Origin of the sequence: Vibrio sp. S9_S30, from assembly GCF_014694455.1 — a bacterium.
In the GTDB taxonomy this organism is placed as follows: Bacteria; Pseudomonadota; Gammaproteobacteria; order Enterobacterales; family Vibrionaceae; genus Vibrio.
Genome location: NZ_JAAUWT010000008.1, coordinates 66,379 through 80,953, shown reverse-complemented (window position 1 = coordinate 80,953; position 14,575 = coordinate 66,379). Strand labels below are relative to the sequence as shown.

Here is a 14,575-nt window from a genome sequence, read left to right as displayed (position 1 = left end):
ATAAGAGTCTAATAAAACAAGATATTACTTGTAACAAAATGATAACAAATGTATAAAAATGCTAATATGTTTATAACCATGTTGCCTAATATCGAGGTGCCTAAATGCTAGGTTCAAATCATCCCAGCCATGCTCAAAAGGCACTGCTTTCAGAACGCATAAATAAGCTGGTGCATGCACTGTCAGATGGGGTGTATGAAAGAGAGCACACCATTAAGCTTTGCTTGCTTGCCGCATTGTCCGGCGAAAGTGTTTTCTTACTCGGTCCTCCAGGGATCGCAAAAAGCCTTATTGCTAAACGCCTAATTCAAGCGTTTGATAACAGTTCCTACTTTGAATACCTGATGACACGTTTTTCCACACCTGAAGAGGTGTTTGGCCCTCTTAGCATTCAGGAATTGAAAGACAACGGAAAGTACGTTCGCTTAACAAAAGGTTATTTGCCAACGGCGCAAGTCGTTTTCTTGGATGAAATTTGGAAGGCGGGCCCCGCCATATTGAACACCTTATTAACGGTGGTGAACGAAAAGACGTTCAAGAACGGAAACGAAATCGAAAAAGTACCAATGAGGTTACTGGTTTCTGCCTCCAACGAATTGCCCGACGAAGACAGTGGGCTAGAGGCGCTCTACGACCGGATGTTGGTTCGTGTGTTCGTTAACCGGATTCAAGACAAGCAAAATTTCCGTTCCATGTTAACGGTAGGAACGCCGCAAGAAGCGCAATTGCCGGAAGGTCTCGCCATCACAAACGATGAGTACCATTTGTGGTTAGAGGAGCTTGATAAGCTCTCGTTATCTGAATCGTGTTTTGAAAAACTCTACCAATTGAAATCGATGCTTGAACAGCGCGTAGAAGAAGGTGTCGATATTTTTGAAACCGACATGTATGTGTCGGACAGGCGTTGGAAAAAAGCGGTGAAGTTGCTGAAAGCCAGTGCGTATTTCAATGGTCGCGATACCATTAACCCGTTGGATCTTTTATTGCTTCAAGACTGTTTGTGGAATAGCCCAGATTCGCGAGATATCGTAACAGAGGTGGTCCGCGAGTTCGCCATTCATTCCGCGTTTGATCAAGGCACCATTAGCCAGCAAATAGAAACATGCAAAGAAGAGTTGGACGACATTCAAGAAGCGCTTGAAAGCCAATATGCGATGCATCTTTCCATGGACAGCACTGGTAAATTGCTGAAAAAAGAAATTCACCACTTCGATACCAGCAACGCCAAGCGTTATCAAGTCGGGCGCGACTCTGGGCTGGTCAAATTGGCCCTCCTTCAAAGCAATATGTCGGTTTGGGAAGGAGAGAAAGGGAATACTCGTTGGGTGTACCTCTCGATGACGGAATTGGAGCGCATCATTAAAGATGGTGGTGGTGATGCTTACGGTTACGTGAACCAAAACACCAATCTTGGACGGCTTAAGTTTGGCTTAAATGCCGATGAGCAGCTCGTGGTTAAGGACATCGCCAATCGCTCCGTGCTGGTGACGTTGGTGACGAAAGATGGGCCAGAACACAGTGTGTTTGAAGAGTGGAGTGCGAAAGCCAGCCATGCTCTAACGCAGCTGACCCACGCAGAGCATCATTTACTTCAGGTGAAATCGGATTTTCATGGCGCTTTACCGCACAGTTTCATCGACCCCGAATTACCTACCCAAATGGAGGCCAGTATTCAAGCGATTAGCCAGCGTCTAGAAGCGACAAAAGCCGAATGTGAAAAAAGTGCATTCCGGATTAAACACCTCAATGAGTATTTCGACTAGGTTAGGGGTGAATCATGTTGGGAGCTGATGGCTTAAACCTCGCATTGATGATTGCAGACTCCGGATTAATCGACGCCGCCGTTAACGATTTGATGGCTCGATCTCAGGTTATGATGGTGGCAGAGAATAACCGTGGCGTAAAAACCTCGATGAAAAATCACCTTTTGAAGTGGCGAGGCAAAGTCAAAAAGAAGATGACGAAGGTGTGTGAAACGGAACATTTTCGTAACGAACTTGCCCTCTACCAAGAAGTGATTCATTGGACGGAAGATGAATTCTTTTTAAAGATTCATGATGTCGTCAAGCGCCTAGAGTGGCACTCAGCGTTTTATTTGCCTTCCCGTCGGTTGCTTGAAAAGAACAAAGGCGTGATCAACCCTATGTTCCCTCATTACTTCTGCGATCAGTGGTATAAAAGCTTGAGTGAAGCACTACAACAGGCTCAGGTAACGGAACTGGAAGCGGATAAAGAAAAATTGTTGGCCGATCTTTATCAGCGCATAGAAACCATGAAAAGCATGGATAAAGTGTCTGAATCGGGTGATGAAGGGAAAGTCGGTAAATTGTGGGACATGGCGTCGGCCAAATTATCGAAATCGGACATTTCTACCATGAAGTATCACGCCGACTTTTTGAAAAAGAACGGTACATTACAAGAGATTGCCGAGCAGCTTGGTCGGATGGCTTGTGAGGTGTCCGATCCCGATTTAAATAAAACACCAAACGAAGAATTGAAAATCGTTGAAGAGCAAAGCGACGAAGCCACCGACGACATTGTTGGTGTTCACGAAAGTGACGACTTAAATAAACTGCTACCCAATGAAACCATGTTTCTGGCTTACCCTGAATTGGAAGTGATTTTCTACAAACATTTGATCGATAAGCGATTGATGAATTACAAAACCCAAGGCAAATCTCGCAAGCTTCGAAAAGTCAGAGCAAAAACGCCAGACAACGCAGAGGTAGAGATAGAGAAAGGGCCATTCATTATTTGCGTTGATGCTTCAGGTTCCATGAGTGGTTTTCCTGAACAGTGCGCCAAAGCGATGGCGTATGCGTTGATGCAAATTGCGTTAGCAGAGGGGAGAGAGTGCTATGTGATCATTTTCTCTACCGAGCAAATTACCTATGAGTTGACGAAGCAAGACGGTTTACGAGAGGCCAGTGATTTTCTTTCATACACCTTTCATGGCGGGACCGATATCGATCCGGTTATCGAAAAGTCGATTGATTTGATGTCTACCTACAAATACCGTAACGCGGATTTGGTGGTCATTTCTGATTTCATCGCACCCAAGCAACCGGAACACATTTTGCAAAAAGTGAATCAGCTTAAAGAAAAGTCCAATCGTTTCCATGCCATTTGTTTGTCTAAATATGGTAACCCTCAATTGATGTCGATGTTCGACCATTGTTGGTCATATCACCCCAATTTGGTTGGGCGAATCTTTAAAAAGTGGTGACGACTCTATCCTTCCTTTCACGATGGGTTTCAGTTGCTAGCAGCGAATTTTAGACAAATAGAGATCAAACTGGCGCCGCTTTGCTTTATTAATCAGCAACCAAATGAAAAACATCAATTTTTGTTTGACTCCTGACGATGGATCCGTAAAGTGTGCTTCGAACGCAATGGAGCGGATAGCTTCAGCGATTCAATTGGCGCCTTGGCAGAGTGGCTATGCAGCGGATTGCAAATCCGTGGACCTCGGTTCGACTCCGGGAGGCGCCTCCATTCAAATGAAAAGATATGGTTAATATAACGCATTGTTAATATAACTTATGGTTAATATAACGGTATCTTTGATGGTGTCTTAACGCTTCAGTTAGCAGCATCGCAACAAGTTTGCGTGCCCTGGTGGTGGAATTGGTAGACACAAGGGATTTAAAATCCCTCGGCGTTCGCGCTGTGCCGGTTCAAGTCCGGCCCGGGGCACCATCAATATGACATTTTTAGTGAACGATTATTGAGATTCATCATCTCAGTGCTCAAACTGACCGACCGACATGTCGGGTCATCCCAATAGCTACTCAAACGTTCGTATTAAGCAAATCAAAAATGGCGCCTTGGCAGAGTGGCTATGCAGCGGATTGCAAATCCGTGGACCTCGGTTCGACTCCGGGAGGCGCCTCCATTGTTCTCTTCTTTCTCTTCTTTCTCCAATCCTGTGTGTCATCCTTGCTGTGCATATATAGAGGGCGATCTAGAACATTGAGAATCCCTAGAATCTGAGCCATCAAAAAGTCACGCTCATCTGGGCATGGAATCCTAGAAATGGGTTCTCCTATTCGCTCAATCAGCCCCAATTCGACTAACGATTTCCATAAAACCGTGAAAGTAGACGAACAGACGGTCTTGCATAATTACATTAATACCAAGATTTCAATTGATAATATTGTAATTTAATTATGTAACTGTATTTAAATTACAATTAAGGAATTGGTCTGGTGTTGATATTAAGTCTTTGTTGTTAAAGATTTGTATGAAATATTTCGATAAATTTGATTAATCTTTATTCGTTTGATCTACCCCTTTAGGGTAGTTTGGGATCGTAATTGATTTACATCATGTTCTCATGTCCTTTCACAATTAAGAATAAGCTCAGTTAAGAATAAAAATCGTCAGGAAGCCTTATGAGCAAGTTGAAGCTAGTCGTAATAGGGAATGGCATGGTCGGCCATCGCTATATCGAAGATTTAGTCGACAAAACGGACGTGTCTGAATTAGACATTACCGTGTTTTGTGAAGAACCTCGTGTTGCTTACGACCGTGTCCACTTATCGTCTTATTTCTCCCATCACACTGCTGATGAGCTTTCGCTGGTTAAAGAAGGCTTTTACGAAAAACACGGCATAACGATGTTGATCGGTGAGCGAGCGATTAACGTAAACCGTGAAAAACAAAGGGTGTATTCAAGCAGCGGGCGTGAGATTCAATACGACAAGCTGGTACTTGCCACCGGATCCTTTCCGTTTGTTCCCCCCATCAAAGGGAACGAAAGCAAAGATTGTTTTGTGTACCGAACCATTGAAGATCTAAAAGAAATCGAAGCGTGTGCGAAGAAAAGCCAGATCGGTGTCGTCGTTGGCGGTGGCTTACTCGGTTTAGAAGCGGCGGGTGCCCTAAAAGCGCTGGGTGTTGAAACGCATGTGGTGGAATTTGCCCCAGTATTGATGGCAGAACAACTTGATTTACAAGGCGGATTGCAGCTTCGTAACAAAATTGAGCGCATGGGCGTGCGAGTCCACACCAGCAAAAACACCCTAGAAATCGCACCGGAAGGTGTCGAAGCTCGCAACGTTATGCGCTTTGCAGACGACACCGAACTCGAAACGGATTTCATTGTGTTCTCCGCGGGCATTCGCCCTCAAGACAAACTTGCCCGTCAAATGGGATTGGGCGTTGCACCTCGTGGTGGTATTGAAATTAATGACCATTGCCAAACGACGGACAACAACATTTACGCGATAGGTGAGTGTGCCTCTTGGAATCAAACCTTCTACGGACTAGTGGCGCCGGGCTACAAAATGGCGACGGTTGCCGTAGACCACTTATTAGGGAACGAAAGCCAGTTTGAAGGGGCGGACATGAGTGCCAAGCTTAAATTGCTGGGCGTGAAAGTGGGTTCTATTGGTGATGCGAATGGTCGCACACCGGGTTCGAAAAGCTACGTTTATCAAAACGAAGAAGATGAAATATACAAACGCATTACCGTTTCAGAAGACGGTAAAAAGCTGCTTGGGGCCGTTCTGGTTGGTGACACGTCTGATTATGGTGATTTGCTGCAACTAAAACTGAATGAAATTGACCTACCTGAACACCCGGATACCTTAATACTACCTGCTCACGCAGGGGCAGAAAAACCGTCTTTGGGCGCAGATTCATTGCCTGAAACCGCAGTGATTTGTTCCTGTTTTGACGTGACCAAAGGCAAAATTGCCATGGCGGTTGCCGAAGGGCATCACACGCTGGCAGACATCAAAGCCGTGACGGGAGCCGGAACAGGGTGTGGGGGATGTATTCCCCTCGTCACTTCCGTTTTAAACGCAGAACTGGCGAAATCGGGCATTGAAGTGAAAAGCGATATTTGTGAACACTTTGCTTATTCGCGCCAAGAACTCTTCCACTTGATTCGCATTGAAGAAATTAAAACGTACGACGAATTACTAGAGAAGCACGGACAAGGGTACGGCTGCGAAGTCTGTAAACCTGCGGTGGGTTCTATCTTAGCGTCATGCTGGGGCGAACACATTCTTAAACCGCAGTTGGTCAAACTGCACGATACCAACGACAACTTCCTTGGAAACATTCAAAAAGACGGCACGTATTCAGTGATACCGAGAATGGCGGGCGGTGAAGTGACGCCAAAAGCATTAGCGGCGTTGGCTCAGGTAGGCGAAGAATACAACTTATACACCAAAGTGACCGGCGCTCAGCGCATCGGTTTGTTTGGCGCACAAAAAGACGACCTTCCAGATATTTGGCGCAAGCTGATAAACGCGGGCTTTGAAACAGGGCAGGCGTACGCGAAAGCCCTTCGTATGGCGAAAACGTGTGTGGGTTCGACATGGTGCCGGTATGGCGTGCAAGATTCAGTGGGCTTAGGTTCGCGCATCGAAAATCGCTACAAAGGCATTCGTACTCCGCACAAAATGAAGTTTGGTGTATCAGGGTGTACCCGTGAATGTGCAGAAGCACAAGGGAAAGACTTGGGTATCATCGCGACTGACGCGGGTTGGAACATGTATGTGTGCGGTAATGGTGGAATGAAGCCAAGACACGCAGACCTGTTGGCCATGGATTTAGACGAAGAGACACTGATTCGTTACATCGACCGATTCATGATGTTCTACATTCGAACAGCGGCACCGCTTCAGCGCACGTCGGTATGGCTAGAGAACCTAGAAGGTGGTGTCGATTACCTCAGAGAGGTCATTGTAGACGACAAGCTAGGGCTGAATGACCAATTGGAAGCCGACATTGCCAAATTGGTATCGGAATTCCGCTGTGAGTGGACCGACACCATCAACGATGAAACTCAGCTTAAGCGTTTCTCGCATTTCATTAACTCTGACAAGCGCGACGACAACGTATTGTTTGTGCCAGAACGTGAGCAGCATAGACCTGCGACGTTCGCAGAAAAACATCCCAATGCCAAAGGCGACATCTTGCACGTGGAACTGGAGGGGTAATCATGACGAAAGGTAAAGCGATCATGTTTGAACAAATTTGCGATATCAACGACATTGTCCCCGGCACAGGTGTTTGTGCGTTAGTGGGCGGGCAACAAGTCGCGGTGTTTCGCCCTACAGAAGAAGAGGCGGTATTCGCCATCAGTAACACCGATCCTTTTGCACGCTCAAACGTACTGTCGCGTGGTTTGATAGGCGAGCATAAAGGGGAGCTATGGGTAGCAAGCCCACTTAAAAAGCAGCGTTTCAACCTAGCGACGGGGGTATGTATGGAAGATGAGCGTTTTAACGTGAAATCTTATCAAGCACGGGTGAATAGTGGCATTGTTGAAATTTCCGCTTAAACTGCGGCGCGTTTCTTGAACTCAAATATCGAAAGGGTTCAAACCTATTGAAATTCAATAGCAAAAAGGTTTCTCGCTCTCCAGTATTTTTCAAGAGCAAGGAAGTGCAAGGAACCTTTGTCTATTCAATTTTAATTTTTAACTTTCTTAGGGAATAAGGTCGAGTATGTCTTACGTAAAACCTGCTGAATTCGTTCAAACTATGATTGATGCTGGCGAAAGCAAAGTGTTTATGTCTACGCGTGATACGCTCATTCGCGGGATCATGGCGGGCGCGGTATTGGCGATAGCCGTAGCCGTTGCCATTACCGCGGCTGTGCAAACGGGCATGCCTATCGTTGGGGCGTTAGTGTTTCCTGTGGGATTTTGTATTTTAAACCTGATGGGCTTTGATTTATTGACAGGTGTATTTGCCTTGGCACCGTTGGCATTATTCGAAAAGCGACCAGGTGTCACCAAGGCGGGCATATTGCGTAACTGGTTGTTGGTCGGTTTAGGTAACTTGATTGGTGCGTTGTCGGTTGCTTTCCTTGTTGCACTGACATTCACAATGAACTTCAGCATGGACCCAGGAGCAGTAGGGCAAGCGTTTATTAAAGCATCGACCTCTCGTACTCTTGGCTTTGCAGAGCACGGCATGGACGGTTGGATCACCGTTTTTGTTAAAGGCATTCTGTGTAACTGGATGGTATCACTGGGCGTTGTTGGCGCAATGGTGTCTAAATCAGTAAGCGGTAAAGTACTGGCAATGTGGTTCCCAATTTTCATTTTCTTTGGTCTAGTCTTTGAGCACGCTGTTGTAAACATGTACTTATTCCCACTTGGTATGATGCTTGGTGCGGAGTTCACTATTACTGACTGGTTAGTATGGAACCAAATTCCGGTGACCTTGGGTAATCTAGTGGGCGGTCTTCTTATCACAGCGATGAGCCTCTACGTGACTCACGCGAAAACCCTTCCAGCTCGTAACGCAAAGTAATCAATATTGAGCTCCTTTCGAGGGGCTCTTTCTCTTTTTCTTTGTCTTTTTCTGATGTTATTAATAGAGCCGACTATGTCTTCTTCTCAATACGCATTTTCCGAAAAAAAACGGACTTCATCTGCAAAAAAACGTGTTCCTGCCGAAAATGGAATGGTTTCGTTGGTTGGCGCAGGCCCTGGCGATCCGGATCTACTCACGATGAAAGGCTATCGTTTGATACAGCAAGCGGAAGTCGTGGTGTACGATCGCCTAGTATCAAAAGAAATCTTAGCGCTGGCGAGCCAAAATGCGGAAAGAATTTACGTGGGCAAAAAGCTCGATTACCACTGTGTGCCTCAGGATCAAATCAACCAAATCTTGGTGGATAAAGCGAACGAAGGCAAGCGAGTGGTTCGTTTAAAAGGCGGCGACTCCTTCATTTTTGGGCGAGGTGGGGAAGAGCTAGAGACGCTTGCTGAACATAATGTAGCGTTTGAAGTGGTCCCCGGTATTACCGCCGCCGCTGGGGCGACCAGTTATGCGGGTATCCCATTGACGCATCGAGATTACGCGCAGAGTGTACAGTTTATTACCGGTCATATTCAAAAAAACGGTCAGGAAATCCAGTGGGACTCGCTGACCCAATCAAACAATACGTTAGTATTTTACATGGGCTTAAAGCAAAGCGGTCATATCGCGAATAATCTTATTACTCATGGGCTATCGGAAGATACGTCGTGCGCGATTATCCAAAAAGGCACCACAAAAGATCAAAAAGTATGGCTGTGTTCGTTAAAAGAACTCCCTCGTGTTGCCAAGGAAGCAGAGAGCCCGTCGCTGATCGTTGTCGGGGAAGTCACTCAACTTCACCACAAGCTAAAATGGTGTTAGCACGCCTCTTTTGAGTTAGCCGAAGATTAACGATGACTTGCTGTAGAAAGAGACCAGTTGCAAGCGCCTTTGTGGTTGGTCTTTTGCTTTTTTGATGTGCTACTTGGATAGAATCTGACCGAACAAACAGGAATTTTAAATTTACCGTTGACTGAAAACAGAATTACGATAAAGTACACCTCGTCTTCAGCGCTTAAGGTGCTGAAAAATAGAAGCAGTTAAATCGTTTCTATGATGGTGTCTTACTTCTTCAGTAAACAGCATCGCAAGAATATTGCGTTGCCCTGGTGGTGGAATTGGTAGACACAAGGGATTTAAAATCCCTCGGCGTTCGCGCTGTGCCGGTTCAAGTCCGGCCCGGGGCACCATCAATATTTCGTTGTGCTTTGTTGGTCATGTTCACTCTGAACAAGCCCCTCAAATTAGAAAATGGCGCCTTGGCAGAGTGGCTATGCAGCGGATTGCAAATCCGTGAACCTCGGTTCGACTCCGGGAGGCGCCTCCATATTCTATTCAACTTTATCAGCATTCAGCTTCATCAATGGCATCCCCTAACTGGCTAAATATCTCAGCGTTTTGTTATCAAATGCATGTTATTTTATGGCGTTAGCTCACACCGTTTAACCCGCCACCATTTATCCCATCACCATTTAACCCAAGCAATGCCCTTTTTCCGATTTCATGAGTGGTATTTCTAGCGTTGGACAATCCATAGTTATCAATAAATCAGTCATGAAAATACGCTTGTTGCATCTGCTTACTGCTATGTTGTCGGTTTTGGTTGTCGGTTTTGCCTGCACAGAAACGCCTCAGAAGTACTCAGACAAGGTCAGATAGACCATTCATTGAGCGTGATCTTCTAAAGGAGCGGAAAGCGTCAAGAATGAAAGAGCAATCGTTAGAAATGCGACTGACAATGCAATTTGCAGAAAGAGAACTGAAGCCATCATTCAACTCTTTGAAAAATTGTAACTAATTGAGTTTGCTAATGGCGTGTTTCTTCCGCAGTATTGTGGGTGTGCCTCGCTTTACATAAGGTCAGCTTTCCGTGTTTGCCATATGATGGGATATTACGTTCAAAAGTGGTTTTTTGGAGGTGAGGCAGGAGTGTATCATTGAATGAAAGTAACCAATGGTTGACCAAATCTTAGCGAGTTAATTATGAATTTATATACGCCAGTCGCCGCTAGCCTTATTTTTGCTTCTTCTTTTTGTTTAGCAAGCCCTGACCTAATCCTGTCTCACGCTGATGTCGTGCCTATGACTGGAGAAACCGAGCGCGCGCAATCTATTGCCATAAAAGATGGAAAAGTCATGGCAGTAGGGAGCAATGCCGACATGCTCCAACTGAAAGGGGAAAATACCGTTGTACGCAATCTCGAAGGCAAAACGGTTGTCCCCGGCTTTATCGACTCGCACGGGCATTTTGCGCAGTACATTCCTTTAATCGAAAGCCCGTATCTCTACCCTGAACCCATGGGGAAAGTGAACTCACTCGACGACATCCGCTCGACAATGAAACCTTATTTTGAGGCGCAAGATCCCAGCCAGAATATCTTACATGTGGCTTTTGGCTACGATGACGCAGAGCTTGAAGAAAAACGGCACCCAATCAAAGAAGAGCTGGATGCCATGAGCTTCGGTTTTGCCTTTTGTGCGGTTCACGTGTCTGGGCATTTAGCCACCTGTAATACGAAAGGGTTAGCATTTATCGGGTATAACGATGAATCCCCCAATCCTGCCGGTGGCGTTATACGCCGAAACGACAAAGGGGAAATGACTGGGGTATTAGAGGAGTCCGCAGTATATGCCATTCTAAATAGCCTGCCTGAAACAACGGCGGAAGACGCAATTCGAAAGTTCACCAAGGCGCAAGATCTCTTTGCCAGTTATGGTATTACGACGGCACAAGAAGGGCTGGCGACTCTGCCCGCGTTATCTGCCATGAAGACGATGGCTGAACAAAACCTAATGAAAATCGACTTAATTGCCTACGCCAAATGGGTGGATTTGGAAGAAGCCGCTTCACTGATGCCAATGAAATCAAGCATCAATGGCTTCACATTAGCGGGGGTAAAATTAGTCGGGGATGGCTCTCCTCAGGGGAAAACCGCCTATCTTTCTAGTCCTTATTATGTCCCGCCACATAGCCATGCCTATGACTATCATGGCTATCCCGTTTTATCTCAGGAAGAAATGAATCACTGGGTTGAAACGGCGTATAAAATGGATGCGCAAATCCTTAGCCACAGTAACGGTGATGCCTCTGCGGATCTGTTACTCAACGCCGTTGAAAGAGCCGATTCAATCTATGGGGTGAAAGATCGCAGAACGGTGGTTATTCACGCGCAAACAACACGTCTTGATCAAATCAAACGCATGAAGAAAAATACGATGATCCCATCGTTCTTCCCTGCACATACTTATTTTTGGGGAGACTGGCATCGTGATTCGGTTTTAGGACCTTGGCGCGCTTCGAACATATCACCAATGGGGTGGGCAAACTCAAATGATCTTATGTTTACCATCCACATGGATGCCCCTGTGCTGTTTCCGGATATGATGACGAATATGTGGACGGCAGTGAATCGTGTGACCCGCACAGGTAAAACACTTGGTGAGCACCATAAAATCAGCCCATACCAAGCGCTCGAAGCCGTCACAATAAACAGTGCGTATCAAAACTTTGAAGAAAACGAGAAAGGCACCATCGAGCCGGGTAAAAGGGCAGATTTGGTGTTGCTAGACAAAAATCCATTAGAGGTCGATACCATGCTGATAAAGGACATACAGGTTCTAGAAACCATAAAAGATGGAATGAGTATCTACAAAAAGTAATGTCAAGGTTTAGGCTCCCAATACATAGGCAGATTGAAGCCGTTTGAAGACAAACACAGCCCACATTTTAGTGGGCTGTTGTCTGTATCGCGTGCCTAAATTCCTCTTTCACTTCAATAGGAGTAAGTGCCTGAAAGGTGAAGAGCCGAAGGGGGCATCCACCATTTGGGATCATGTCTAAATCCTTAACATGACGGGGTTGTGTGGGCGCGTAGCACACCATAAAGGGTGGTTAATATCGTCACTAAGTTGGATAGAATCAGTTTTTGTTCAAAGGATTTGGTATCCTGACGCGAATTGACTCTTGTATGAACTGGTTATGCTAGAAAAAGAAAATTTAATCAAACTGGCTCGGATGCCAATGCCATTTGGAAAATATGCAGGTAGAGCGCTAATAGATTTACCAGAAGAGTATTTGCTTTGGTTCGACAAGAAAGGCTGGCCACAAGGCGAATTGGGTGAACTTTTAAAGCTTTGCCTTGCACTTAAAATTGAGGGCTTAGATTCGGTAGTCAAGCCGCTGAAAAGAATGTGAGCCCGTCGGTATCTTATACGGGTTGGGATAAAAAGCTCAGAGCCTAACAATAGGCTCTGAGCTTTTCATAAGGTGTTCTATACGACAGTCTTAGTGCTTTCTACTTGGGCCGTTGCGTACGCGATCTTTGCCGTTTTCATACACTTCCTGAGATACCCAACGACCAAGCAGCAGTTGATGTTGCTCACCCAAAACCGCAACGAAAGGGCGACCATCAGAATGGCTTGTTGCCAGTGCAATACCCGCCACGCCATTCAACCCTATGCTTCCAGATTCAACAGAAACCAGAAACTGTTCAAGCTCATCCAGCGTTTCAATGATTGGGAGATCGTTGTTCATACTCTTTTCCTGTACTCCGTATTACTCAGGCATGGTGCTGAGGCACCTAGCGTTTTAAGGGGCGTACTGTACCCCACATGAGTGCGTTATCTCAAGGTCTAGAGGTGAACTGTAGAACCTTATCGCCTGATGTATTTACTAATTAATGTATTTACTAATTCACGTATGTTGTCGTGTTGGTGTGTTTTAACACAACGAGGAGGTATACAGAGGCAAAAACCTTTTTGGTAGAGTTTCACCGTTCGAGGCAAGACTTCTGTCTGCCGAAGAAGCAATCTTCGCTGAGCCTAGCATATTCAGTACAGTTGGGTATACTATGCCGCTAATTGAAATTCATGTACCCGTATTGGCTGGCAGGCGGCGTTTAAGCTTGTGTTTTAGCCATCAAAGGTTGTCTGATAAAGGACCTTGCTTCAATGTCATTTTCTTCTCAAGGTTTCGCTCCTGAAGTAGCGAAAGCACTAACCGAAATCGGTTACGAAAAACTTACGCCAATTCAGCAAAAAGCCATCCCTATGGCGCGTAAAGGGCACGATATTTTTGCCACCGCGCAAACGGGCACTGGTAAAACAGCGGCGTTCTCGTTACCGGTGATCCAGCATCTGTTGGATTCGGGCAAGCGGCCTTCACGCTGTACCGCGCGTGCGCTGATTTTGGCTCCGACGCGTGAATTGGTCGCGCAGATTTCAGACAACATTAAAGCGTACACCAAGTACACCTCTCTCAGCGTGGCAGCGGTTTACGGCGGCAATAAAATGTCGTCTCAGGTTCGCCAATTGGAAAGTGGTGTGGATATTCTTGTTGCAACGCCAGGTCGCTTGAGTGAGCACATGCAAGAAGGCAACGTTTCGATAGCGAACCTTGAGTTTCTGGTGTTTGATGAAGCCGATCGCATTCTCGATATGGGTTTCATTAACGCGGTACGCGAAATTATGATGGAAGTCGAAACCGCGCCACAGATTATGATGTTTTCGGCCACCACATCTAGCCAGCTCAACCAGCTTTCTTCGGATATCTTGCGTAAGCCCAAACGCATCAGTGTCGACAGCGAAAACTCGACGGCAGCGACGGTGGCACATGTGGTTTACCCAGTGGACCAAGAGCGCAAAACCGAACTGCTTTCAGAGCTGATTGGGCGTAAGAACTGGCAACAAGTTCTGGTGTTTGTGAACTACAAAGAAACAGCGAACGAGATCGTTAAAGAGCTTAAATTGGATGGCATTAAAGCCGTACTTTGCCACGGTGACAAGGCACAAAGTGCTCGCCGACGCGCATTGGATGATTTTAAAGATGGCAAAGCTCGCGTGATGGTGGCAACGGATGTGGCTGCGCGAGGGTTGGATATTGACTCGCTTCCGCACGTGATCAACTACGACATGCCTTTCCTAGCTGAAGATTATGTTCACCGTATTGGTCGAACAGGGCGTGCAGGTAAGCAAGGTCATGCGGTTTCGTTTGTTAGCCGTGAGGAAGAGCTGACGCTGGTGCAGGTCGAAAATCTGATCAAACAGCGCATTCGCCGCGTAGAACAACCAGGGTATGAGCCCAAGCGACGTGATGCGTATGTTGAAAAACTCAACAGCAAAGACGCTTTTAAGAAACGTCGTGGTCGAACCAATAACCCAGATGCACCGAAAGATCAGGCGTCTGCGGAGCGCAGATTGTCTATGATGAATCGCATTAAGGCGCGTCGGGGTAAATGATAGCGCGTCGG

General features: G+C 46.1%; 10 protein-coding genes and 5 tRNA genes. 14 read left to right on the top strand and 1 reads right to left on the bottom strand.

What is annotated here, in order from left to right; translation table 11 throughout:
* The first annotated feature begins 104 nt into the window (after positions 1–104).
* From HC752_RS11360 to HC752_RS11300, 13 genes are all read left to right on the top strand, one after another.
* Positions 105–1,763, top strand: coding sequence for an ATPase RavA domain-containing protein (locus tag HC752_RS11360; RefSeq protein WP_190335237.1), 1,659 nt, complete (start codon positions 105–107; stop codon positions 1,761–1,763).
* Between the two features lie 14 nt (positions 1,764–1,777).
* Complete coding sequence (gene viaA, locus HC752_RS11355) at positions 1,778–3,226, top strand: ATPase RavA stimulator ViaA (protein WP_190335236.1); 1,449 nt, start codon at positions 1,778–1,780, stop codon at positions 3,224–3,226.
* 195 nt (positions 3,227–3,421) lie between these two features.
* Positions 3,422–3,495: transfer RNA gene (locus HC752_RS11350), tRNA-Cys, on the top strand.
* 117 nt (positions 3,496–3,612) lie between these two features.
* A tRNA-Leu gene (locus HC752_RS11345) sits at positions 3,613–3,699 on the top strand.
* 122 nt (positions 3,700–3,821) lie between these two features.
* Positions 3,822–3,895: transfer RNA gene (locus tag HC752_RS11340), tRNA-Cys, on the top strand.
* Positions 3,896–4,394: 499 nt separating this feature from the next.
* Positions 4,395–6,953 (top strand): nitrite reductase large subunit NirB, encoded by a 2,559-nt coding sequence (nirB, locus tag HC752_RS11335; RefSeq protein ID WP_190335235.1) that lies wholly within the window; start codon positions 4,395–4,397, stop codon positions 6,951–6,953.
* 20 nt (positions 6,954–6,973) lie between these two features.
* Positions 6,974–7,297 (top strand): nitrite reductase small subunit NirD, encoded by a 324-nt coding sequence (gene nirD, locus HC752_RS11330; RefSeq protein ID WP_190335362.1) that lies wholly within the window; start codon positions 6,974–6,976, stop codon positions 7,295–7,297.
* 166 nt (positions 7,298–7,463) lie between these two features.
* Positions 7,464–8,276: a formate/nitrite transporter family protein gene (locus tag HC752_RS11325; RefSeq protein ID WP_190335234.1), complete on the top strand. Its 813-nt coding sequence runs from the start codon at positions 7,464–7,466 to the stop codon at positions 8,274–8,276.
* Between the two features lie 153 nt (positions 8,277–8,429).
* Entirely contained in the window at positions 8,430–9,149 is a 720-nt protein-coding gene (cobA, locus tag HC752_RS11320) for a uroporphyrinogen-III C-methyltransferase (RefSeq protein ID WP_446751438.1), read from the top strand.
* Positions 9,150–9,430: 281 nt separating this feature from the next.
* A tRNA-Leu gene (locus HC752_RS11315) sits at positions 9,431–9,517 on the top strand.
* Between the two features lie 63 nt (positions 9,518–9,580).
* Positions 9,581–9,654: transfer RNA gene (locus HC752_RS11310), tRNA-Cys, on the top strand.
* Positions 9,655–10,310: 656 nt separating this feature from the next.
* Positions 10,311–11,987: an amidohydrolase gene (locus HC752_RS11305; protein WP_190335232.1), complete on the top strand. Its 1,677-nt coding sequence runs from the start codon at positions 10,311–10,313 to the stop codon at positions 11,985–11,987.
* Between the two features lie 319 nt (positions 11,988–12,306).
* Positions 12,307–12,522: a DUF3820 family protein gene (locus tag HC752_RS11300; protein WP_190335231.1), complete on the top strand. Its 216-nt coding sequence runs from the start codon at positions 12,307–12,309 to the stop codon at positions 12,520–12,522.
* Between the two features lie 90 nt (positions 12,523–12,612).
* Here the strand turns inward: HC752_RS11300 and HC752_RS11295 are convergent, their stop codons facing one another.
* On the bottom strand, positions 12,613–12,861 hold the full coding sequence (locus tag HC752_RS11295; protein ID WP_190335230.1) for a hypothetical protein: 249 nt from the start codon (positions 12,859–12,861) through the stop codon (positions 12,613–12,615).
* Between the two features lie 416 nt (positions 12,862–13,277).
* On the opposite strand from HC752_RS11295, the gene HC752_RS11290 reads away from it, so the two are divergent.
* On the top strand, positions 13,278–14,564 hold the full coding sequence (locus tag HC752_RS11290; RefSeq protein WP_190335229.1) for a DEAD/DEAH box helicase: 1,287 nt from the start codon (positions 13,278–13,280) through the stop codon (positions 14,562–14,564).
* Positions 14,565–14,575 lie beyond the last annotated feature (11 nt).